Here is a 23,514-nt window from a genome sequence, read left to right as displayed (position 1 = left end):
ATTCAATTTTAAGAAGTAGACGCTAAATGTTTCGTTGAGTGATGCCTTAGTGCTAACCAACGATTTTTTATTGCCTTTGCATTGAACCGAGCGGTACAGTTTAGTTTTGATTGTGGATTAACGAGAGTGAAAAACGATGTCTAATTGCAAAAATATTCGTCCTTCAAGTTATGCAATAACCATGATGGTGTCGTTGGCGATGCTGTCAGGGTGTGCGGTAGGGCCAGATTTTGAAATACCAAACCATGAAATTGCACAGACGTTAACGCCTAGAACCGATTATGGTTTAAACCCGTCTCAAAACAGTCAAGATGTCGGTTGGCAGTGGTGGGCAATGTTTAACGATCCCATTTTGACATCGCTCGAGTCGAAAGCTCAATCTGGTAATTTGGATTTGCAAATGGCTGGTAGCCGCATTGCACAAAGCCGTGCAGCATTAGGTATTACCGCGGCAGATCAGCAAATACGTGTTGCTTCCAATGCGAGTTATGCCCGTGAAGGTAACAGTGAAAACGGTAAAATGGTGGGGTTGGGTGCACCGTCAGCGGCGACTAATTATTGGACTGCAGGTTTTGATGCCAGTTGGGAGCTTGACTTATGGGGCCGAGCACAGCGTGCAACCGAAGGCGCGAACGCAAGACTTGAGGCGTCGATGTACCAACGTGAAGCGATGCGTGTCAGCTTATCTGCCGAAGTGGCCAAAACGTATTTGTTACTGCGTAATGCGCAAGCCCAATTAGCTATAACCCTTGAAAAACAATCGATAGCTAAGCGTGCGTTGGCATTGGTATTAAGCCGCGAAACCAATGGCGTAGGCACACATTTTGACACCATTACGGCGCAAACAAAGCTAGCCACACTTGAGGCGACGCTTCCTGAGTTGACCATGGGCAGTAATAAACTAATGAATGCTCTGGCATTGTTACTTGGTGAACAGCCGCGAGCGCTAGACGAATTGTTAGCAACCTCGGATTATCGCATGCAACTGCCCAGTGGCGTGCCACTTGAATGGTCATCGGACTTAGCGCAACGTCGTCCGGATATTCTTGAAGCGCAAGCACGTTTACATGCGTCGGTTGCGGCCATTGGCGTTGCAGAAGCTGATTTTTATCCTCGTATTACCTTGTCTGGCAGCCTTGGGGTTGAGTCTTTTGATAGCAGTGATTTACTGGGGTGGGATTCTCGCTCATTTTCTCTTGGCCCTAAGGTGTATTTACCCATTTTTTCCGGTGGTAAGTTGACTCAACAACTTGAATTAACCAAAGAGCAACAGAAAAGCTCGGCGTTGAATTATCGTCAAACCGTGCTTGGAGCTTGGCATGAGGTTGATAACTCGATTGATGCTTGGCGTGCACAGCAGAGTCAGCATCAAAGATTATCGATTGCCCACCATTTCATTGAGCAAGCACTGAGTATGGTTGAGCGAAACTATCAACAAGGTAGCAGCGATTATTTAAGTGTGTTGCAGCAACAAAGCAATGTGTTCAATAGCCAGATTCAACTTAATAACAGTACAACTCAAGCTGAAATGGCCGTGGTGACCTTGTATAAAGCACTGGGTGGTGGTTGGAATAACAGCCTTATGCAAGCAAACGATGGCGCCATATCTGTCGCCGCACTTGGGGAGGCTAAATGAACTCTGCAGTACTTCCTGATCAAGTCGCCGCAGCTCCTACACACAAAGCCGGTTTGCCAAAGCAGGTTATTGCTGGGCTAATTGGTATTTTTATTGCGGCCATGATGTCGGGCTTAAACAATCGGGTTGGTGCGCTCGGTTTAGCTGATGTGCGTGGTGTGATGGGCGTCAGCTCAGACGATGGCTCTTGGCTTTCGACCGCATATGCCATGGGTGAACTGATTGCTATGCCGTTTGCGGCTTGGTTTGCTATTACCTTGTCGGTTAGGCGTTTTCATCTGTCGATGGTGTTTATTTGTGCGCTAATTGCGGCCATTTTGCCTTTTATTCAAAACCTAAATTTACTGATTGCATTACGTTTTGTACAAGGCATTAGTAGTGGTGCCTTGATCCCTCTTCTGATGATGGCGGCACTTAAGTTTCTTCCGCCACATATTCGTTTACATGGCTTGGCGCTGTATGCGATGACCGCGACTTTTGCGCCTAATCTTTCGATTTGGTTAACCGGTATGTGGACTGACGGTTTGTCTGACTGGCGCTGGATATATTGGCAGGTTATTCCTTTGTGCGCCTTGGCGGGGTTATTTGTCGGGTGGGGCTTACCACATGAAAAGGTCAAGTATGATCGATTTTCTGAAGGTAATTGGTTGGGAATGGTTTGCGGGGTGGCATCGTTGTTATTGCTCACTATCGCGCTGGATCAAGGTGTGCGCCTAGATTGGTTTAATTCACCTTTGATTGTGGTGTCGTTAATCGGCGGGCTTATATTGTTTGGCAGTTATACGTTCACCGAGTGGCATCATCATGCTCCGTTTATTAAACCTCAATTAATGGGCCGTCGAAACCTATTTATTGGCACTATTTTGTTAACTTTTTTACTTGTAGTACTGATGTCAGGATCGTTACTTCCCGCTAGCTACTTGGCAGGGTTACAAGATTACCGGGCGATGCAAATTGCGCCTATAGGGTTATTAATTGCCCTGCCGCAGTTAGTGTTAGGGTCTGTGGTTGCTTTTCTTTTATATCAAAAGTGGGTCGATGCGCGGGCTATTTTGGCGTTGGGTTTAGTGCTTATTGCCTTGGCTTGTTTTTCTGGCGCGCAGCTTACACCGCAGTGGAACCGCGACCAATTTATTTTTACTCAGTTACTCCAAGCCTTGGGTCAGCCTATGGCCGTGGTGTCGATTTTATTTTTAATGACCAGTGTTTTACACGCCAGTGAAGGCCCGTATTTTTCTGGGGCTATCAACACCTTTAGAGTATTTGGTTCGCTTATTGGTGGGGCGGTGGTTGGCCAATTAATGACGGTACGCAGTCGATTTCATAGCGAGATGTTACTTGATCATGCTGGCCTAGTAGATGGTTCGATTCCACAAGCCTTAGATGTATCGGCACTGGGCACTGCAGTGGCACAGCAATCTATGGTGTTGTCTGTGATTGATGCTTATTGGGTACTGGGTGTTTTGGCACTAATGTTAATCCCGTTGGCATTTATGATGACTCATGTGCCAGCACCGGATCTTAGCAAATCTTAAGTTTATATTTTTCAAGTGAGTAATTACAAATCGCATTATCTAAATCAATGAAAGTCACCGTAGTAGCCAGTTTATTAGTGGTAGCGATTGGTGGTATTTTTTACCTCAACACACCCGAGTCAGCGAGTGCAACACAATCGACCGATGACGCGTATATTCAAGCCGATTTCACCATAGTGGCGCCCCAAATCGCCGGTAAAATTAGCCAGGTATTGGTTAATGACAATCAGGTGGTCAAGCAGGGCGATATTATTGCCATCATTGACGACCGTGATTTTGTTGCCGCAGTGAAAACCGCTGCAGCACAAGTGGTTAGTGCGCAAGCCAGTATTAACAGCCTGCAGGCTAGGCTTATCCATCAGGCATCGGTCATTGAACAAGCTCGGGCAACGTTAGATGCCAATTTTTTTGCGCTTAAATTGGCTAATTTTAACCTTGAGCGTTATCGCAACTTGGCGTTAGACGGTTCTGGCACTGTGCAGGCGCGACAAGAAGCTGAAGCGCAAGTGAGTATTCAGCAAGCTAACTTACGCAAAAACGAGGCGGGTTTACTGGCGGCTAAGCAAGATAAAGATATTCAATATGCCGATATTGATAAAGCTAAGGCTGTTCTACAGCAAGCTAATTCGATATTAGATGTGGCCAATTTGACGTTATCATATACTCAAATTAGTGCGCCAATTGACGGTATAGTGGGTAAAAAATCGCTACGAGTTGGCAGCTATGTTAATCCTGGGGTACCGCTATTGGCTGTGGTGCCGCTTGATGAGGTTTATGTGTATGCTAATTTTAGAGAAACTCAACTGGCGAATGTAACCGCAGGCCAAGTGGTGAACATAGCGGTAGATGCATTACCGGGTACAGTATTAACAGGCCATGTTGATAGTATCGCACCAGCCAGTGGCGTCAGTTATTCTGCGGTGGCACCCCATAATGCGACAGGTAACTTTACCAAAATTGTTCAGCGTTTACAGGTTAAAATCAACATTGATGACGGGCAAGCTGATACCGCTCAACTACGTGTCGGCATGTCAGTGGTACCCACTATTAGTACTAATAACGGCTAGATTTAGCTTTAATAACCGCCAGATTTAGCGATATTCATCTTTGCTACTTGGGTGTGAGTTTTAGTCTTGGCCATTTGGTCACGACATTAAGGGTTGCTGGTTTATAACTAGGATCGAGCTTGAGCTGGCAAGAGAGTATGACAGACCATTGTTGACGTTTTTTTACGCGCTATAGCGTGTTAGTGGTCATTTAATGGTGGCAACCTTGGTTATTATTGATCGTTTATATCTTGGCTTAATTCATCCCTATTTAAAACATTAACAACATTAAGCCCAGCAAATACTGGGCTTAATGTTTTTACGTTACAAATGTTGGAGCCAAAAAAGTTATTCGACGTTTTGAATTTGCTCGCGCATTTGCTCAATCAATACTTTTAACTCTACTGCGGCCGAGGTGATTTCGGCGCTAATGGATTTTGAGGCTAAGGTATTTGATTCGCGATTAAATTCTTGCATCATAAAGTCTAAACGACGGCCTTCGCTGCCACCCTTTTTGAGGATGCGGCGGGCTTCGGTGACGTGGGCTTCAAGACGGTCCATTTCTTCGGCGACATCTTGTTTTTGCGCCAGCAGTACCATTTCCTGTTCTACACGGGTAGAGTCTAATTCGCCGACGATGTCTGCTAAGCGATTAGTGAGTTTTTCGCGTTGGTACTGCATCACGGTTGGCATGTGTTCACGCACAATCGTCACTTGCTTCATAACGCCGTCTAAGCGAGTCAGTAGCATGTCTTTAATCGCTTCGCCTTCGCGGCCACGGGCTTCGATAAACTGATCGACAGCGCTGTCAAACGCGGTCATTAGCTCGGCACCCATGCTGTCCATATCTTGTTCCGCTGCGGAGAGAACTCCAGGCCAGCGCAATACGTCAGTTAGGCTAAGTTCGCCTTGTCCGGCTTCTTGCTTTAACCAATTGGCAGCGTTAAGCAATTGCTTGGCTAAGTCTTGATTAAGTTGCAATTCATTATTGCTGCTGTCGACGAGTTCATAACGTAAATTAACTTCTACTTTGCCGCGGTTTAGGCGTTTACGTAGACGATCGCGTAAGACAGGTTCAAAGCTGCGAAACTGCTCAGGTAGGCGCAGGTAGGTTTCTAAGTAGCGCTGGTTGACTGAGCGGATTTCCCATGAGGCGGTACCCCATTGTGCTTTGTGCTCGATACGAGCGAAAGCTGTCATGCTTTGGATCATGAAATGTCCTGTTATATTATTACGCGAATGTGGGTTGATTATAGCCGTTTTAGGTGACTAGGTTAAAGGATTAGTCGATAGATTTTTGGCTTGGCATAGTATCTAACGGCATGAAGCTCTATAATACGCCCTCAAATATGATCTAAAATCGACTACAGGACTTTTCATGCGCCCAAGTAACCGTACACCTGCTCAAACTCGCCCGATCACTATTACGCGTTCTTTTACTGCACATGCTGAAGGCTCTGTTTTAGTCGAATTTGGCGACACAAAAGTGTTATGTACCGCGAGCTTTACCGAAGGCGTGCCGCGTTTTCTTAAAGGTCAGGGTCAAGGTTGGGTAACAGCTGAATACGGTATGTTACCGCGTTCAACTCATAGCCGTATGGACCGTGAGGCCGCTCGTGGTAAGCAATCTGGCCGTACTCAAGAGATCCAACGTTTAATTGGCCGCGCATTACGTGCTGCGGTTGATATGAAATTATTGGGTGAAAACACTATCGTTATCGATTGTGATGTGATTCAAGCTGATGGTGGTACGCGTACTGCTGCCATTACGGGTGCGTGTGTGGCATTGGTTGATGCGCTTAACTGGGCGCGTGGCAAAGGCATTATTAAAGCTAACCCGCTTAAGTTTTTAATTGCCGCTGTGAGCGTGGGTATTTATAAAGGCGAAACGATCAGTGATTTAGAATACATTGAAGACAGCGCTGCAGAAACTGATATGAACGTAGTGATGACCGAAACCGGTAAAATTATTGAAATTCAAGGTACTGCAGAAGGCGAGCCATTCAGCCATGAAGAGTTGCTTGAGTTGTTAGTGTTAGCTAAAAACAGTATTCGCGAAATTGTCGATGTGCAAAAAGCCGCATTAAGTTAATATGCAGTTGAAAAATGAGGACCGATTACGGTCCTTTTTTTTAGCCTGAAAATTGATCATAGAGGACTAACCGTGAAAGCCTATCAACGCGAATTTATTGAGTTTGCTTTAGCCCGCCAAGTGTTACGTTTTGGTGAGTTTACCCTTAAATCTGGCCGTACTAGCCCGTACTTCTTTAATGCTGGACTGTTTAATACGGGTAAAGACTTGGCACGTTTAGGCCGTTTTTATGCCGCGGCGTTAATGGACTCGGGTATTGAGTTCGATTTGTTATTTGGCCCTGCGTACAAAGGTATTCCGATTGCGACTACCACCGCAGTTGCCTTGTGCGATCATCACGATGTGGACATTCCCTATTGTTTCAACCGCAAAGAAGCCAAAACCCACGGCGAAGGTGGCAGTTTGGTGGGCAGCGAGCTCAAAGGCAAAGTGATGCTGGTGGATGATGTGATCACTGCAGGTACCGCTATTCGTGAGTCGATGGAGATTATTAATGCCCATAATGCACAGCTTGCCGGTGTATTGATTGCATTAGATCGTCAAGAAAAAGGCCCGGGTGAGTTGTCGGCGATCCAAGAAGTTGAGCGCGACTTTGGCTGCCAAATTGTGTCGATTATTAAGTTGGCTGATTTAATCTGTTACTTGTCTGAAAAACCGGGCATGGAAGCTGAGTTAGCATCCGTTAGCGCTTATCGTGAGCAATACGGGATTTAATCTTTTCTGTTAATCTTTTCTATTTATCATCCTAAACAACAACGCAGCCTTAGATGGCTGCGTTAGTCGGCTGCGTTTTTTTATTGGCAATAACACTGAGTCATAGCCTATTTTACCAGATGTAAAAACTCGGCACGTGTCGCAGGGTTAGATTTAAACACGCCGCCCAATGCCGTGGTGGTCGTTGAGCTGGTTGAATCCATCACGCCACGTGATTTAACGCAGTAATGTACTGCATCCATTTTTACCGCTACGTCTTTGGTTTCAAGTAGGGTTTGCAGTGCCACTAACACTTGCTGGGTTAAGCGCTCTTGCACTTGTGGGCGTTGGGAAAAAAATCGTACGATACGATTAATTTTCGATAAGCCAATAATTTTGCTGCGGGGTAAGTAGGCTACTGTGGCTAATCCATCAATGGTCACTAGGTGATGCTCGCAGGTGCTGGTCAGACTGATGTCTTGCACCCGCACCATTTCATCGACACCCATTTTGTTTTCGATAACAGTGATCTTGGGGAAGTTTTCATAATCTAGGCCTGAGAATATTTCATCGACATACATTTTTGCAATACGCCGAGGGGTATCGACTAAGCTGTCATCTGATAAATCCAATGACATTAATGTCAGGATCTCTCTCATATGATGCTCAATTTTTACCTTACGTTGTTCTGGCGTCGAGGTTTTTGGCAACATAGGTGTTTCTAGCCCACGATCTTTCAGCGCGGCTTGTACTTTTATTGCGGCTTCACTTAGTGCCATATATCCTCCAACAACCCTGTCATACTGCGATAAGTATATCTTAAAAAGCCTTAGGACGCTTATGCCATAAGGGGAATGGAGAATAACGTGATTCGTTGCAAATTAACACTGTAGACGATAAAAAAGCCGACCCTTTTAGTCGGGTATCGGCTTTTTGAGGTGTAAACGCTTTGGCTATGACTATTTAACGTTTAGATTCTCTTTGATGAATTTAAGCATTATTTCATAATATTTAGCGCGATTTTCGGCATTGTAGAAGCCATGACCTTCTTTTTCCCAGATTTCTTTTTGGAATGGGTAATTGGCTTGATTTAAGGCTTTTTCCATTGCTTCAAATTGCTCTATGGGTGCACGTTCATCTTCTTCACCATGAATTAATAACACTTTGGCCTTGAGCTTGCTGACATTGTGGGTTGGCGACATTGTCTGTAGTTGTTGGGTATTTGTACCGAGCACTTCTTTTAAAAATGCTTCCCCACCATAAGAGTCTGGAATATCGCCTGTGTTATACATTTGTTCTAAGTCGTATACTCCGGCAACACCAATGGCGCATTTGAACATATCGGGTGCTAACATCGGGCTGATTAGTGCTGAATATCCGCCAAAACTACCACCAGAAATACACACTCTATCTTTATCTACATAACCTTGGTCAATAACATATTGAGTTGCGTCGATAATGTCATATTGAATTTTACTTCCCCATGCGAGGTAGCCTGACTCCTCAAACGCTTTACCGTATCCACCTGAACCTCGGAAGTTAACTTGTAATACCGCTATTCCATTTTGTGCGAGTAATTGATTTTCTGGATTAAATACCCATAAGTCGCGTGGACCGTGCGGGCCACCATGAGGGTTAACTACAAGTGGCATATTTTTATGATCTTTAATGCCACTTGGAAGGGTTAAATAACCATGGATCGTTACACCGTCACGATTTGTGAAACTGATGGGGCGTACTTCAGACATCTCGCTTGGGTCAAGTGCTGCATTTCCAGCAAACAGGAATTTGAGTTTGAGTTTTTTACGATCAAACAGATAGTAGTCACCCGAGTTTTTATCATTCATTGCCGCAACGATGAGTGTGTTACCGTCGATGGTTTCGCTTACGATACGAATACGATGATCAGGAATTGCTGCCATAAGCTGCTGCAATGCTTTGGCTTTAGCACTTTCGGTATCGACAAATTGGTATTCTGGGTAACCGTTTTCAAACTCTACCGCGTAGAGTGTGTTTGTTTGTCCGCTAATCCAAGTCATAAATGGGTCAACAACATCATGTTGGATGATTTTTTTATGTTTCGCCGTTGCAAGTTCTACTTCATAAATCGCCTGAGTAGCGCCTTCACCGTGTGCAATAGCATAAATTGATTTGTTGTCTTCGGTGAACGAAATAGGGTAGAAATCTGTTAGTCCGCCTTTTATTCTTTCAGCATCAACCCATTCACCATTTTCATAGTAGAAGAGCTGATCATCGTTTTTGTTATCTCGTGCAAAGCTAAAGCGAACGTCTTCTTTATTATCAACAAGGAAACCTGCATTGGCGATAGGTGACGTGGTAAGGCGTTTGCGTTTACCGGAATAGACATTGACTCGGTATACAAGGGTGTAAGAATAGTTAAGGCCATTCCAAGGATATGCCATAACATAGATATATTTATCATCATCTTTTAACGTGTCTAAAACAAATGCGCTTGCTCGGATAGTTTCATTACTGGAAATGCTTGTGCCAGTTGAGGAACCGCCATTATAACCGAACAGGTACTTAGATTTGCTGCCGTCATAATTTACCGCCAGTAACTCCCCGTAATAATCAGAAACCTCACGTTGTGCGTGCTTATAGAGTTTTTGTAATACAATCCGCTCATCATTCACCCAATAGTAACTACCAACTTCTTCATCACCACTAAATTTGACTGCATTAGTCGGCTTCATGGTTTCAAGGTTTAGGATTAATAGGGTGCGCTTTTCATCTTCAATTAAAATAACGCCAAGGTGTTTACCATCGGGTGATATTTTGACTTCAGAGAATTCGGAATCAGCACTAAAATCTTTGATCTGAGGACTAGCAAAAGTGTGAGAGGTAAAAAGAATAAGCAAACAGCAAGTGAGGTATAAAATACGCAGCATGACTACAATCCGTGTAATAAATGTTAAAAGTGTAACGGTATTGTATTTAATTCAAGTGATCAGAGCAATACGTACTCACTATTTATTCATTGAAATGAGGTAGAATATGAACGTGTATTACGACTTTTAATTTATGTTAATACCCATTTTATTGGCCTCTTTGCGCAGTAGAATTTGCTTGAAAGTCATAAAACAGGCACAAAAAAGCCGACCCCCCGTTAACTGAGTCTCGGCTTGTTGAAATAATATTTATTAGCTCATTACGATTTAATGTTTAGGTTCTTTTTAAGGAATAGAAGCATTTTTTCATAATATTGGGCACGATTGTCATCATTGTAGAAACCATGGCCTTCATCATCCATCACCAGTTTTTCATAGGGATAATCACGTGCTTTAAGGGCTTTTTCTAATGATTCTAGCTGTTCAATGGGCGCTCGTTCATCGTCACCGCCATGTACTAGAAGCAAGTTTGCTTTAAGCTTATCTACATTCTCTGAGGGAGACATCGCTCTTAGTACTTCACTATTTTGACCTAAAACATTTTTAAGGTAACTAGTTCCCGAAGCACTACTTGCAATATCTCCTTCATCGAACATTAACTCTAAATTATAAATCCCTGCAAAACCGATAGCGCATTTGAACAGATCTGGTTCAAGTATTGCGCTTTGCAATGCACTATAACCCCCAAAACTACCACCAGAAATACAGATACGGTTTTTATCTACATAACCTTGCTCAATGACGTAATGAGTGGCGTCGAGAATGTCATATTGTACTTCTGAACCCCATTTTTGGAATCCAGCTTGTTCAAAATTTTGTCCAAAACCACCTGAACCACGGAAATTGACTTGTAATACCGCCATCCCTTGATTTGCTAGCATTTGGTTTTGAGTATTAAATCCCCATTCATCTCTTATTCCATGCGGACCACCATGGGGGTTGACCACAAGAGGGAGGTTTGTCGCTTCTTTACCATAAGGTAATGTTAAATAACCGTTAATTATTTTACCGTCTCGGCTGGTAAAACTAATTGGCTTCACTTCTGACATTCGCGTTGGGTCGAGCCATTTCTTGGCAGAGGCTAAGTGTTGGAGTGTGAGCGCCTCGGTATCAAATATATAATAATCACCAGGATTCCGATCGTTAAATGCCACCACGATGAGTTTTTCTGAATGACGAGTTTCGCTAACGATACGAACTTGATGGCCAGGTAATGATGCGAGCAACTGTTTTAGCAATTTTGAATGACTGTCTTCTGGATTGACGAAAGCGTAAGACGGATAACCATTTTCAAATTCAACTGCATAGAGTTTTTTGGTCGTTTGGTTTATCCAGTAATTACTGGGATCACTTTTGTCATCTTTAATAATTTGTGTTTTTTCACCTGTTTCTAGATTTATTTCATAAATCCCTAAGGTTTCGCCTTTTACCCGAGCTGCTGCATAAATACTGTTTTTATTTTCGGCAAAAGATATTGGGTAGAAATCATCTAAATTGAGTTTGAGCTTATCGGTGTTAAGCCATTCGCGGTCTTGACGATAAAATACTTTTGTTATGTTGTTTTCATCTTCGCCTGCAACAAAGCGTACTTCACCATCATGATCGGTTAAAAATCGAGAGTAACCTATAGGCGAAGTGGTGACTTTTCTGCGGAACCCTTTGTATAAATTTACACGGTATACAGTTTGTGATAATTCATAGTTTAAAGAATTCGACTCATTCCATGGGATTGCATTGACGAGCATATAGCGGTCGTCATCGGGGAGGGGATCTAAAATAAAAGCAGTTGCTCTTATCGGGGTATTTTTTTTCAGATGTGAGCCAGTTTGTTGCTCGCCGCTATTAAAACCAAAAAGGTAAGTTGCTCTTGATCCATCGGCATTAACAGCCATTAGCTCACCATAATACAGCGGTACGTCACTCCAACCTTTTAAGTATTCTTTTTGCAAGACGATTCGTTCATTATTTACCCAAGCGTAATCACCCACTTGGGCATTGCTAGGGAAAAATATCGCGTGATGTATTTGTTTTGTTTTAGCATTTAATATCAGTAGTTTGTCTTTGCCATCGTGCTTGGTTATTGCACTAATATATTCGCCTGTTGGAGATATTTTTACATTGCTAAATTCAGCCCCTCGGCTAAATAGCTGTGCAGTAGAAAGACTTTCTGCAGCAAATGCATGGGTGAATAGGCCACCACAGACAAGTAACATAATGGTTAGGTATTTGGTGAAAATCATGAGACATCCTTGTTTAATCATTCGATCTTACTTCGTTCTTACTTCGTTCTTACTTCGTTCTTACTTCGTTCTTACTTCGTTCTTACTTCGTTCTTACTTTGTTTTTATGTGGTATAAATATTCGATTTGATACGGTTTAAGGGTAAAGGAAGAGTCAGTAGCATTGGCCGAAAAAGGACCGAACTAGATCCTTTATCTATGCGATATTAGCTTCTTAATAATTGCTGCTGAATAAAGGTCCATTGCTCATCAAAGTGGAGCGTTGGTTTTTGTTTAAATTCGCTGCGGACAAACTGTGAAATTCTGCCTTCTACAAAAGCGAGTAATAGATTGGCGAGAACGGCTTCGTCGAGGTTAAAGCCTACGCCTTCGCGTAAAGTCTTTTCGCGCAGAATTTGTTTTATTTGGGTTTCAATTTTGGCAAATAGCACATCGATTCGGCTACGTAAACGTTCGTTTTCACCCAGCAGAGCATCGCCATTTAATACCCGTGAAATACCAGGATTACGTTCAGAGAAGACCAGTAATAACTGCAGTACTAACTGACAGCGGGCCATGGTGTCTTTTTCTTCATCCATGATGAGGTTTAAGCGCGATAATATCGCATCTTCAATAAACTCGATTAAGCCTTCGAACATCCGCGCTTTACTGGGGAAATGACGATACAATGCCGCTTCTGATACACCGACTTCGGCAGCAAGTTTAGCTGTGGTAATTCGTTGGCCTGGGCTGGTTTCGAGCATTTTTGCTAAGCATTGTAAAATATGCTCACGACGATTCATTTTAGGGCTTTCAGCCATTATCTGTTCCTTGGCTCAGTGACGACTAGAAAAGATTATTTGGTTCCTGAGTGACCAAATCCGCCTTCTCCACGATCTGAGAGATTAAACTCATCCACTAAGGTAAATGTTGCCTGTACCACAGGTACAAACATCAATTGGGCTAAACGATCGCCTATTTCGAGCGTGAATGGTTTATCACTTCGGTTCCAACATGACACCATTAATGGCCCTTGGTAATCGGAGTCAATTAAGCCCACTAAATTACCCAAAACGATGCCATGTTTATGACCCATACCTGAGCGTGGCAAGATAACCGCGGCAAGGCTTGGGTCGGCCACATGAATGGCAATACCCGTTGGAATTAATACCGTTTGGCCAGGTTCAATCACCATAGTGGTGTCGGTCATGGCACGTAAGTCCATGCCTGCGCTACCGGGAGTTGCGTAGGCTGGCAATGGAAATTCATTGCCAATACGCGAGTCGAGAATTTTTAGTTCAATGGGTGTTTTCATGATTTTTTTAATTGTTTTTCTATTAATGAGAGTAATTGGCGCGCCAGTGTTAGTTTGTCTGTTGCTGGCAGTTGTTGGCTGCCGTGTTGCCAAAATACCTGTAGTGCATTGCTATCGGCATTAAAGCCTAAGCCTTGAATAGAAACATCGTTAGCGGCAATCATATCGAGCTTTTTGCGTTGTAATTTACCGCGAGCGTATTGCTCCACATCGTTAGTTTCTGCTGCAAAACCGACAGTAAAAGGTCGAGGTGTGTGCTCAGCAACCGTGGCTAAGATATCAGGATTACGTACTAGTGCAAGCTGCATTTTTTCGGCTGATTTTTTGATTTTCTGCTCTGCTATATCGGCAATTCGATAATCCGCTACTGCGGCGCAGCCGATAAAAATATCATGCTGCTCAACCTGTTCCATCACTGCGTTAAGCATTTGCTGTGCAGAATCAACGTTAATACGAGTCACACCTGCTGGGGTTGCCAAGTTAACTGGACCAGACACTAATGTTACGCTGGCGCCCATTTCTGCTGCGGCTTGGGCTAAGGCAAAACCCATTTTCCCTGAGCTGTGGTTGGAAATATAACGCACAGGGTCTATCGCTTCGCGCGTTGGCCCAGCAGTAATGAGTAGTTGATGACCTTGAAGTGTTTTAGGACCAAAAAATTGTACCAGTTGTTCTGCCATAACCACGGGCTCTTGCATTCTGCCGGGGCCGACTTCACCGCAGGCTTGGCTACCCGATGCTGGGTGCCAAATTATCAGGCCTTTACGGACTAAATTGGCCATGTTCTCTTGGGTGGCAATATTTTGGTACATCTGTTGATTCATCGCTGGGCATACAATGACAGGCGCACTGGTGGCTAAGCAGGTTGTGGTTAATAAGTCATTAGCCATACCGGCATTGATCCGCGCGATTATGTTTGCTGTTGCTGGAGCAATTAATACCACCTCAGCCCAACGAGCGAGTTCGATATGACCCATAGCCGCTTCTGCTGCGGGATCAAGCAAGTCAGAGGCCACTGGGTTGCCAGAAAGCGCTTGTATGGTTAACGGGGTGATAAACGCCATGGCGCTTTGAGTCATAATGACTCGCACATCCGCGCCACGCTCTTTTAAACGGCGAATAAGGTCCGCGCTTTTATAGGCGGCAATGCCGCCACCAATTCCGAGTAATACTTTTTTATTTGTCAGCATGATGCACATTATCCGACTCAAATCTAATTACGGCTAACAATATCACAAACCTATGACAAGTGGCGCAGATCCAATCTCAAAAATATCAACCATACTGTAGTCATTAATTCGAACTCTGTTGTTGAAAAAGATAACCAGCCGTTGTGGGTGTGGTCATCGGGTATAGCGTCGAGTTAATGCGTGCAATTAAATCGCCACATTGAATATAAGGGACATTCATGGGAATTAAAGATTGGCCTCAAGGAGAAGGACCTCGAGACAAGTTACTGCTCAAAGGCGCTGGACATTTGTCTGATGCAGAATTGCTTGCGGTGTTATTGCGTAATGGTCTGGCGGGGCAAAATGCGGTGGATTTAGCCCGAGAGATGATCAGTCAGTTTGGTGGTTTGCGCAGTTTGCTGAGTGCATCGAAAAGCCAAGTGTGTAAATTAGCTGGCGTTGGACCGGTAAAATACGCTCAATTACAGGCCGCGGCCGAGATTTCTAAGCGAATTGCCCATGAAAATCTACAAAGAGGGCAAATTTTGACAAATCCTGATTTAACTCGGGACTATTTAATGAGACAATTAGGCGACCGATCCTATGAAGTGTTCGCCTTACTATTGTTGGATACCCAACATAGAGTCATTCAATTTGTAGAATTATTTCGTGGCACCATCGATTCCGCTTCTGTTTATCCTCGCGAGGTTGTAAGCCTTGTTTTGGAGAAAAAAGCAGCGGCAGTAATAGTGTGTCACAATCACCCGTCTGGCATCGCAGAGCCAAGTCAGGCTGATCGGCGAATAACTGAGCGAATAAAAAATGCATTGGCAACCATAGATGTTTCTTTGTTAGATCATATGGTTGTAGGTGATCAGGAGATAGTCTCCTTTGCTGAGCGAGGGTGGATAGTATAAACACTGCTTGATCTTATATGGTCAATCGTGTATAAAATGCGCCCTCTTTGTGCCTCGGGCGACGGCCATACGAGGCACATTAATGCTCGAGCGTTAAAAAATTGTTTTGGAGAAGATTGACATGTCAAGAGTATGCCAAGTAACTGGCAAGAAGCCAATGGTTGGTAACAACCGTTCGCACGCAAAAAATTCGACTCGTCGTCGTTTTTTACCTAACCTACAAAACCATCGTTTTTGGTTAGAAGAAGAAAAGCGTTTCGTGCAATTACGTGTATCTACTAAAGGTATTCGTATTATCGACAAAAAAGGTATTGAAGTAGTTGTTGCTGAACTTCGTGCCAGTGGCGAGAAGGTATAATAGAAAATGGCTAAATCTAAAGGTAATCGTGAGAAGATCAAATTAGTATCTAGTGCTAAAACTGGTCACTTCTACACTACTGAAAAGAACAAGCGTAACATGCCTGAAAAAATGGAAATCAAGAAATTTGATCCAGTCATTCGTCAGCACGTTATGTACAAAGAAGCTAAAATTAAGTAATTGATTTTTGATTCTTAAAAAAGCCCCTTAATAGGGGCTTTTTTTATGGCCGTTTAAAAATAGTCTATACTGAATAACACCTTAGACTGGCCACAAAAATGTTTGATAAGCGTTTATTATCCCAAGTTGTGCTAATTTACAGCGTTGATCTGATGCGCTCATCATTAATGTCGTTTTATTTTGATTGAGTCTTCAACATTGGTAACCTGCTATTTCGTTAATATTTTGATGTAAAAATGTAACTCAATCGATATAAAAAATGCGTAAAGGGCTATTAGCGGCTAAAATGAGTTAACTTTTTGGCTGTCATGATTTTTTCACACTAAAGTGACACACTATATTTTAGTAAAAGTGAAATAAAATGCTTTAAAAGTGAATTAAAATGCAATACCATTCCTTTTAACGTAATAAAAAATCATGTGACGTTCTTTGTCATAACTATTAATGAATATCAAACTTATCCTGAGGTGAATTTGCCTGTGAGAACCACTGAACTGGTTGATGGATTTCGTCATTCTGCTCCTTATGTTAATGCACATAGAGGTAAAACTTTTGTCGTCATGCTCGGTGGCGAAGCTTTAGCACATCCGCAGTTTCGCGGTATTTTAAATGATGTGGCTATGTTGCACTCACTTGGAATAGAGGTGGTATTAGTTTACGGGGCCAGGCCACAGATTGATGAGGGGTTGAAGGCTGCTGGAATTGAACCCGCCTATCATAACGGTATACGCATTACTGATGATGAAACCCTTAAAATTATCAAACAGGTTGCGGGAGCGACTCAATTTGATATCACCGCAAGGTTGTCGATGTGTTTAGGCAACACGCCAATGCAAAATGCCCAAATTAACCTTGTCAGTGGTAATTTTGTGATTGCGCAACCGTTAGGCATCGAAGACGGTGTCGATTTTTGTTTAAGTGGTAAGGTGCGCCGTATTGATGCGTTGGGACTTCGTCGTCAATTAGACAATAATGGCATAGTCTTGATGGGACCGATTGCGGCTTCAGTTACCGGTGAAAGTTTTAACCTTACGGCAGAAGAAGTCGCGACCCAAGTCGCGATAAAGCTAAAGGCTGATAAGATTATTGGTTTTAGTAATAGTCACGGCATTTTGGATGAAAATGGCGACGTGATTGCTGAACTGATGCCAGACGAAGTTGAAGAAATGCTTAAGACGATGTCTACAGATACGCATGCTTCTGTGGGGACGATGGCTTTCTTAAAAGCCAGCGTTGAAGCGTGTCGCCGAGGCGTGCCACGTTGTCATTTGGTGAGCTATTTAGAAGATGGCGCATTATTACAAGAATTATTTTCACGCGAAGGTATTGGTACTCAAATTGTTACCCAAAGCGCCGAACGTTTACGCCGGGCAACCATTAGCGATATCGGCGGTATTTTAAATCTTATTCGGCCTTTGGAAGAACAAGGTATTTTGGTGCGCCGCTCTCGTGAGCAACTTGAAATGGAAATCGAACAGTTTATGCTGGTTGAACGTGACAATTTGGTTATTGGCTGTGCAGCATTGTATCCATTTGAAGAAGACAATGCGGGTGAGTTTGCGTGTCTGGTGGTGCACCCCGATTATCGTGATGCTGACCGAGGTAGTTTACTGCTAAATAATATTATTGGTCAGGCCCGTGTTCGTGGTTATTCGCGTTTATTTGCACTGACAACTCGGAGTATTCATTGGTTTTTAGAGCATGGCTTTAATATTGTCGATGTCGATGTGCTCCCGAATATGAAAAAGCAGCTGTATAACTATCAACGTCGCTCAAAAATTCTTGCGTTAGATTTGTAGAAGTAACAAGACAGTTAACACATAAAAAATGCCGGATTACTGAATAAAGTAATCTGGCATTTTTGTGAGTCAATTATCAATTATCAATTATTTTAGTGGCTTAAACTAACCAATGTTGAATTATCAAGCTGACGCTTTGGCTAAGGCGTTACGTCGTTGACGTTGCAATATCATGTCGCCAACAAAGATAACTAACGCGCCCCAAATAAAGCCAAAGGTAATGCCTTTTTCAATATCAAACGGTTCATTAAAGAGTTTCACTGCCAAGATAAACATTATGCTAGGACCAATATATTGGAAGAACCCCAAATTCGACAATGGAATTCTTACCGCAGAACCCGCAAAACATAATAATGGGATAGTGGTGATAATGCCCGCGGCAATCAGTAATAGGTTCAAATTAAGGCCATTGGTTAACATGCTTGCCGATGACGTATCTAAGGTGATGAGTAAATACCCTAAGGCAATAGGTAATAAAATGGCCGTTTCGACCAATAATCCTGATTTAGCATCGATATTAACTTTTTTACGTAATAAACCATAAAAACCAAAACTGGCCGCCAAGGCTAATGACAATAGTGGAATAGAGCCAAAAGAAATTAATTGTACCAGCACTCCGGTACTGGCTAAACCTACCGCAACCCATTGCAATTTACGTAGACGCTCACCTAAAAATACCATCCCAAGCAATACGTTAAACAGCGGGTTAATAAAGTAACCTAGACTGGCATCGAGCATATGGTCGTTGTTGACGGCCCAAATAAAAATCAGCCAATTTGCTGCAATTAGCACCGAGGTGACAAACAGTACCGCAAGTTGTTTAGGTTGTTTGAGAATAAGGCGCAGACGATCAAAACCACCGATAAACTGCATCATGATGATCATAAAAATAAATGACCAAATCACACGGTGCATTAATATTTCTGTCGCGGGGACGTTATGTAAAAGTTTAAAATACAGCGGTGCGACACCCCAAATGGTGTAAGCGCAAACGGCCAGTAAAACCCCTTTACGGTATTCTAAATCAGGCATAGTGAGTCAACAGTGGGAAGAACAATAATAGATGGCGATTGTAGGTCGCCATTTTGGATGACACAAGTGATTAAGCGAATTCTTTTATAAACCGGTTGTCAGCTTTAAATGGCAGCGCGTTTAGCTTATCCCACCATATAAGTCCCTGTGCCGAAGGCGATGTGGACCCCTTGTTCATTATGTAACTCCATCCGACAAACTGATACGCGATTACCCGCTCGGATAACACTGCCTGTGCCAGTGAAGACTTCACCGCGACCCGGACGAAGAAAGTCGACGCGCATATCGATAGTGCTTAAGGTGGTTAAACGTTGTTGTAATTCCTCTATTGTCCAATTTTCTTTACTGGCAACTAGCCCAGCAAATACCGTGAGCCCGCCGACAACATCGAGTAAGGTTGCTGTGACACCACCATGTAAAATGTTTTGATGAATATTACCAATAAGCTCAGGCTTCATTTTTATTACCACTTCAACCCCATTGATGTCGTAATGTTTTATGTCTAATCCGAGCAGGTTATGAAACGGAACATGTTGGTCAAATATTTGTGCAACTTGTTGTAATACTTGGGTTTGAATAGCGGTGGTCATGAGCAATCCTTGTCTGTTTTATAATTATTATGCTTGTTGTTTGTAGGGGCGGCTTACTGCTAAAGAGTATTTAATCTAACCCTAAAGTGACATTGACTCAATCTTCTATCTTGGGTGAAAACAGCGTAAAGGTGTTTTGGTTCAAGACATCTGTGGCTGAGTGCTTTAAAATGAGTGCCCCTTGAATGATGATGTAGTGTAATGGATACTCCGATTTCGGCCAATATTGCGTCCTCAGATGTGTTGACGACAGAGCAAGATGTACTTGCTGCAAGCTTGCAGCAGGTGTTTGGTTATCGCGCCTTTCGTGAAGGGCAGCGAGAAGTCATTGAGCAAAGTTTACAAGGCCAAGATACCTTAGTGATTATGCCTACTGGTGGCGGCAAAAGTATGTGCTATCAATTGCCTGCTATTGTGTTGCCTGGCGTTACTGTGGTCGTTTCGCCATTAATTTCGTTGATGAAGGACCAAGTCGACAGTTTATTGCAAAGTGGGGTATCGGCAGCTTATCTCAATTCATCATTACCGCGCGAACAAAGTGCTGAGGTGTTACGCAAGCTTCATGCGGGCGAGATTAAATTGTTGTATGTGTCGCCAGAGCGTTTGTTACGTCCTGACTTTATTGAGCGTCTTCAATCAGTTGATATTTCAATGTTTGCCGTCGATGAAGCGCACTGCATTAGTCAATGGGGCCATGATTTTAGACCTGAATATGCTGCATTAGGTCAATTAAAAGAATATTTTCCTTATTTACCATTAATGGCTTTAACCGCGACGGCAGATCACGCCACGCGTTTAAGCATTTGCGAACGTTTAGGGGTAACACCTTATACTTTGCTGTCGAGTTTCGATCGCCCCAATATTCGTTATACCGTGGCTGAAAAACTGAATGCGGCGAATCAGCTGCGTCAGTTTTTAACGGTGCAAAACGGCACCAGTGGTATTGTGTATTGCAGTAGCCGGCGACGAGTTGATGAGGTGGCTGAGCGTTTACGCCTACAGGGGTTTAATGCCCAAGCGTATCACGCAGGATTGAGCCAGCAAGATCGTGGCAATGTTCAAGATAAATTTCTAAAAGATCAAATCGATATTGTGGTGGCAACCGTGGCTTTTGGTATGGGGATCAACAAGTCTAACGTGCGCTTTGTGGTGCATTACGATATTCCTAAAAGCATTGAAGCTTATTACCAAGAAACCGGGCGTGCAGGCCGCGATGGGTTAGACGCTGAAGCCTATATGTTGTTTGACCCTGCTGATATAGGCCGAGTCAGACATTTGATTGAGCAATCTGAACCGGGTCCTCAACAACAAGTCGAATTTCATAAATTGCATACCATGGCAGCCTTTGCTGAAGCGCAGACTTGTCGTCGCCAAGTGCTATTAAACTACTTTGATGAAGTGGCTTCTAAGCCTTGTGGTAACTGTGATATCTGTCTTGACCCACCTAAACGATATGATGGTACTGAAGATGCACAAAAAGTGCTTTCTTGTATTTATCGTTTGCAGCAACGTTTTGGTATCCACCATGTTATTGAAGTATTACGCGGGTCTAAAGCGGCTAATATCGTTGATAGAGGCCATGATAAGTTATCGACATGGGGCATTGGTAAAGATAAATCAACAGAGTTTTGGCTCAGTGTTATCCGCCAGTTAATTCACTTAGGTTTGATGAGTCAGGATATTACTCGGGGATCTGCGATTAAGCTTAATCCTGCCGCGAGGCCGGTGTTAAAGGCTGAGCTATCGTTAAAGTTAGCGGAACCCAGAATTCAATTAATCAATGTTAAACGTAAGCCAAGTGCGCGTGGGCCGCAGCAATATGATCGTAAATTATTTGCGCGTTTAAAATTACTGCGCCGTGAACTGGCTGAAAAGAATGACATTCCACCTTATTTAGTCTTTAACGATGCTACCTTGGTTGAAATGTGTGTCATGCTGCCCACAAGTCCTGGAGAGATGCTCGCAGTAAACGGGGTTGGGCAGATTAAACTTGACCGATTTGGCGGAGATTTTTTAGATGAAATCTCTGATTATCTGACCAAAAGTTAGTCATTTAATGTTCATCATTAGGCGGGGTCTCTTGAAGTTTTATTTTGTTTAATTGATTTATAACGGCTTTTTTTACTAGCACGTCAAAGTTGTCAAGTTGCTGTAAACTCGCCATACCAATATTTGCTTTGATCCCCGTTTTCCATTCGCTGAGTACTCGTTCTATTTGGGTTACGACTCTCGCCGCTCCCATTGACGAGGTGTGTGGCAGGATAATAATGAGTTCGTCAGTGTTGTGACGAAATAATTGGTCTTGTTCTCTCAGTGTGAGTTTGAGTCGTGGGATCATAAACGGTATATCCTCGAGATTAATATGATTGATATTAATCAGCAATAGACTCAGTTGATACTGCCCTTGTTTGGCATTGCTCAGCATATGATCAATACGTTGCTGCTGGTTTTCTTCTTGAGTATCAGCATTGAGGCGTTGTGGTCTTCGGGCCAAAAACAGCACTAATCCAACGGACAGTAACAAAATGATTAAAGCTGTAATGGTCAAATTTTGATTGATGTTGCTGGCAGGTTTTTCGGGTGCTGTACTGACTTCACTTTGTGCAGCTATTCTGGCTTTAAACTGCATAAAGTGGGCATTGTTTAACTTGGCCGCAGCTTGTTTAGCAGCGTCAAAACGCTGCACTTGAAATTGATAAGCCGACTCGAATTGATTTTGTTCAGCGTAGTATTGGCTGATTATTTGATTAAATTCTTCTAAATCCGAAAATTGCTTGAGTTCAGTGGCTTGTTCAATAATCTCATTTAATAGCGACAAGGCGAGGGGATCTTTATGTTGTGCAAAATACACTTTGGCTAATGTACGCTTAATGCGCATCACATAAATAGGCTGTTGGTATTTTGTGAAAAGGCTGATGCTTGAGTGGGCGAGTTGCTCGGCGATGTCATAATCGCCAACGTATAAATGAATTATCGCAAGTATAGCATCCTGGTTTGCCGCATCTCTCTCAGAGCCCATGGTTATATTTCTACTGAAATCTTCTGCTTTATTTAAATAATACAGCACGTTGGATTTATCATTTAGCGCGATATGTATAAGTGCTAAATTGATAGCCACTGTCGATTTTATTTTTCCGAAAAAAGAAATACCTTTATAAGCCGCTTCTGAAAAATACAGTGCCTCTACATAATCACCCATAGAGAAAAAAACGTTTGAAATTTCCGATTGGATGAATGATTTCGGCAATAAGTACCAATGTTGAAATTGTGTTTGTGCCTCATCAAAAATAGCTAATGCTAAGCGTAAATCCTCAATCGATTGATTATAATTTTCTAAGCTAGTATTTTGCCTACTTCTGGCATAAAGGCTGTTTACAATCGCTTGCTTTTCAGAGTAACGCTTTGCCAAGCGTAGCGCTTCTTCGGTGAGTTGTTGTTCTTGGAGTGTATTGCCAAGGCTTTGATGTGCTGCGGCTTGGCATTGCATGAAGTAGGGACGAGCCGTGTCGTACTTAAATTGCCTGGCCTTTATTTCCCCTTGTTTTGCCAAGGTGATAGCCTGATTGAACTCACCAAATTCCAATAAATTAACACAACGTAACAGCGTTAATCGTAGCGCATCGATATTGGCTAATGGTTGTTGAGCATGTTGTTGTTCAAGTGAATCAATCAGTGATTTTGCGTCTGTAGATCGTTGAGAATTGATACTGCTGATCACATCGAGTTGTTCACGAGCGCTCAGTTGTTGAGTTTGGGCAATGATATCGCCGGAGAGTAATAAACGTTGCGCTGGTTGAGCAAAAACTACCGTAGTCGCTAAATATAGTGTGATGCCAAAGATTAAAGCAAAAATGCGACTAAAGTTATATTCAATACTCTTTTTCGACAACATCATCGTCATATATCTACTTAACATGGGGTGGTAGCAGTATACGATTATTTATATCCAGATACATAAAAATATAATTGATGCAGCAACTTAGATTGATGTTTATTTGCACTTTGAGAGGTAAGTTCATTAATT

20 protein-coding genes are annotated in these 23,514 nt (G+C 42.9%); 10 read left to right on the top strand and 10 right to left on the bottom strand.

Features of this window, described 5'->3' with window-relative positions:
- The first annotated feature begins 136 nt into the window (after nucleotides 1–136).
- The 3 genes from AAEZ00_RS02105 to AAEZ00_RS02095 are packed head-to-tail and all read left to right on the top strand — an operon-like array spanning nucleotide 137 to nucleotide 4,238.
- Nucleotides 137–1,636 (top strand): efflux transporter outer membrane subunit, encoded by a 1,500-nt coding sequence (locus tag AAEZ00_RS02105; RefSeq protein ID WP_351088210.1) that lies wholly within the window; start codon nucleotides 137–139, stop codon nucleotides 1,634–1,636.
- Nucleotides 1,633–3,171 (top strand): MFS transporter, encoded by a 1,539-nt coding sequence (locus tag AAEZ00_RS02100; protein ID WP_351088208.1) that lies wholly within the window; start codon nucleotides 1,633–1,635, stop codon nucleotides 3,169–3,171. The genes AAEZ00_RS02105 and AAEZ00_RS02100 overlap by 4 nt, the downstream gene beginning before the upstream one ends.
- Before the next feature lie 47 nt (nucleotides 3,172–3,218).
- Entirely contained in the window at nucleotides 3,219–4,238 is a 1,020-nt protein-coding gene (locus tag AAEZ00_RS02095; RefSeq protein ID WP_351088206.1) for an HlyD family secretion protein, read from the top strand.
- A gap of 327 nt (nucleotides 4,239–4,565) precedes the next feature.
- On the opposite strand, the gene AAEZ00_RS02090 is transcribed toward AAEZ00_RS02095, so the two are convergent.
- Complete coding sequence (locus AAEZ00_RS02090) at nucleotides 4,566–5,429, bottom strand: YicC/YloC family endoribonuclease (protein WP_351078668.1); 864 nt, start codon at nucleotides 5,427–5,429, stop codon at nucleotides 4,566–4,568.
- Between the two features lie 166 nt (nucleotides 5,430–5,595).
- Between AAEZ00_RS02090 and rph the strand changes: the two genes are divergently transcribed.
- Nucleotides 5,596–6,309, top strand: a complete 714-nt coding sequence (rph, locus tag AAEZ00_RS02085; RefSeq protein ID WP_101033273.1) for a ribonuclease PH — start codon at nucleotides 5,596–5,598, stop codon at nucleotides 6,307–6,309.
- Between the two features lie 72 nt (nucleotides 6,310–6,381).
- A complete protein-coding gene (gene pyrE / locus AAEZ00_RS02080) occupies nucleotides 6,382–7,023 on the top strand; it encodes an orotate phosphoribosyltransferase (RefSeq protein WP_351078671.1) in 642 nt (213 codons plus the stop codon).
- 107 nt (nucleotides 7,024–7,130) lie between these two features.
- On the opposite strand, the gene folE is transcribed toward pyrE, so the two are convergent.
- The 6 genes from folE to coaBC form a co-directional block, all read right to left on the bottom strand.
- Nucleotides 7,131–7,781: a GTP cyclohydrolase I FolE gene (folE, locus tag AAEZ00_RS02075; protein WP_101033271.1), complete on the bottom strand. Its 651-nt coding sequence runs from the start codon at nucleotides 7,779–7,781 to the stop codon at nucleotides 7,131–7,133.
- A 180-nt stretch (nucleotides 7,782–7,961) separates the two neighbouring features.
- Nucleotides 7,962–9,911, bottom strand: coding sequence for an alpha/beta hydrolase family protein (locus AAEZ00_RS02070; RefSeq protein ID WP_351078674.1), 1,950 nt, complete (start codon nucleotides 9,909–9,911; stop codon nucleotides 7,962–7,964).
- A 260-nt stretch (nucleotides 9,912–10,171) separates the two neighbouring features.
- The gene (locus AAEZ00_RS02065; protein WP_351078688.1) at nucleotides 10,172–12,124 is read right to left on the bottom strand and encodes an alpha/beta hydrolase family protein; all 1,953 of its coding nucleotides are present in this window, start codon (nucleotides 12,122–12,124) and stop codon (nucleotides 10,172–10,174) included.
- Nucleotides 12,125–12,357: 233 nt separating this feature from the next.
- Complete coding sequence (gene slmA, locus AAEZ00_RS02060) at nucleotides 12,358–12,951, bottom strand: nucleoid occlusion factor SlmA (RefSeq protein WP_351088203.1); 594 nt, start codon at nucleotides 12,949–12,951, stop codon at nucleotides 12,358–12,360.
- 35 nt (nucleotides 12,952–12,986) lie between these two features.
- The gene (dut, locus tag AAEZ00_RS02055) at nucleotides 12,987–13,445 is read right to left on the bottom strand and encodes a dUTP diphosphatase (RefSeq protein ID WP_351088201.1); all 459 of its coding nucleotides are present in this window, start codon (nucleotides 13,443–13,445) and stop codon (nucleotides 12,987–12,989) included.
- Nucleotides 13,442–14,638, bottom strand: a complete 1,197-nt coding sequence (gene coaBC, locus AAEZ00_RS02050; protein ID WP_351088299.1) for a bifunctional phosphopantothenoylcysteine decarboxylase/phosphopantothenate--cysteine ligase CoaBC — start codon at nucleotides 14,636–14,638, stop codon at nucleotides 13,442–13,444. Before coaBC ends, dut begins: the two co-directional genes overlap by 4 nt.
- 215 nt (nucleotides 14,639–14,853) lie before the next feature.
- On the opposite strand from coaBC, the gene radC reads away from it, so the two are divergent.
- The 4 genes from radC to argA all read left to right on the top strand — a co-directional run bounded on the left by radC (nucleotide 14,854) and on the right by argA (nucleotide 17,868).
- On the top strand, nucleotides 14,854–15,531 hold the full coding sequence (radC, locus tag AAEZ00_RS02045) for a RadC family protein (RefSeq protein WP_101033267.1): 678 nt from the start codon (nucleotides 14,854–14,856) through the stop codon (nucleotides 15,529–15,531).
- Nucleotides 15,532–15,652: 121 nt separating this feature from the next.
- Complete coding sequence (gene rpmB / locus AAEZ00_RS02040; RefSeq protein ID WP_101033266.1) at nucleotides 15,653–15,889, top strand: 50S ribosomal protein L28; 237 nt, start codon at nucleotides 15,653–15,655, stop codon at nucleotides 15,887–15,889.
- A gap of 6 nt (nucleotides 15,890–15,895) precedes the next feature.
- Nucleotides 15,896–16,069 carry a 50S ribosomal protein L33 gene (rpmG, locus tag AAEZ00_RS02035; RefSeq protein WP_011494790.1) on the top strand — a complete coding sequence of 58 codons (174 nt, stop codon included), beginning with the start codon at nucleotides 15,896–15,898 and terminating at the stop codon, nucleotides 16,067–16,069.
- A gap of 479 nt (nucleotides 16,070–16,548) precedes the next feature.
- The gene (gene argA, locus AAEZ00_RS02030; protein ID WP_101033265.1) at nucleotides 16,549–17,868 is read left to right on the top strand and encodes an amino-acid N-acetyltransferase; all 1,320 of its coding nucleotides are present in this window, start codon (nucleotides 16,549–16,551) and stop codon (nucleotides 17,866–17,868) included.
- A 123-nt stretch (nucleotides 17,869–17,991) separates the two neighbouring features.
- On the opposite strand, the gene rarD is transcribed toward argA, so the two are convergent.
- Together rarD and AAEZ00_RS02020 are read right to left on the bottom strand one after the other, a co-directional pair.
- On the bottom strand, nucleotides 17,992–18,900 hold the full coding sequence (rarD, locus tag AAEZ00_RS02025) for an EamA family transporter RarD (protein ID WP_335688797.1): 909 nt from the start codon (nucleotides 18,898–18,900) through the stop codon (nucleotides 17,992–17,994).
- Between the two features lie 125 nt (nucleotides 18,901–19,025).
- Nucleotides 19,026–19,490: a thioesterase family protein gene (locus AAEZ00_RS02020; protein WP_101033263.1), complete on the bottom strand. Its 465-nt coding sequence runs from the start codon at nucleotides 19,488–19,490 to the stop codon at nucleotides 19,026–19,028.
- A gap of 201 nt (nucleotides 19,491–19,691) precedes the next feature.
- On the opposite strand from AAEZ00_RS02020, the gene recQ reads away from it, so the two are divergent.
- On the top strand, nucleotides 19,692–21,539 hold the full coding sequence (recQ, locus tag AAEZ00_RS02015) for a DNA helicase RecQ (protein WP_164839416.1): 1,848 nt from the start codon (nucleotides 19,692–19,694) through the stop codon (nucleotides 21,537–21,539).
- Nucleotides 21,540–21,543: 4 nt separating this feature from the next.
- On the opposite strand, the gene AAEZ00_RS02010 is transcribed toward recQ, so the two are convergent.
- Nucleotides 21,544–23,391: a hypothetical protein gene (locus AAEZ00_RS02010; protein WP_351088199.1), complete on the bottom strand. Its 1,848-nt coding sequence runs from the start codon at nucleotides 23,389–23,391 to the stop codon at nucleotides 21,544–21,546.
- Nucleotides 23,392–23,514: the final 123 nt, after the last annotated feature.

Origin of the sequence: Shewanella sp. S1-49-MNA-CIBAN-0167 (assembly GCF_040310145.1) — a bacterium.
Lineage (GTDB): Bacteria > Pseudomonadota > Gammaproteobacteria > Enterobacterales > Shewanellaceae > Shewanella > Shewanella psychromarinicola.
Note: the sequence above shows the minus strand (reverse complement) of the source record. Positions and strands in the feature narration are given on the sequence as shown.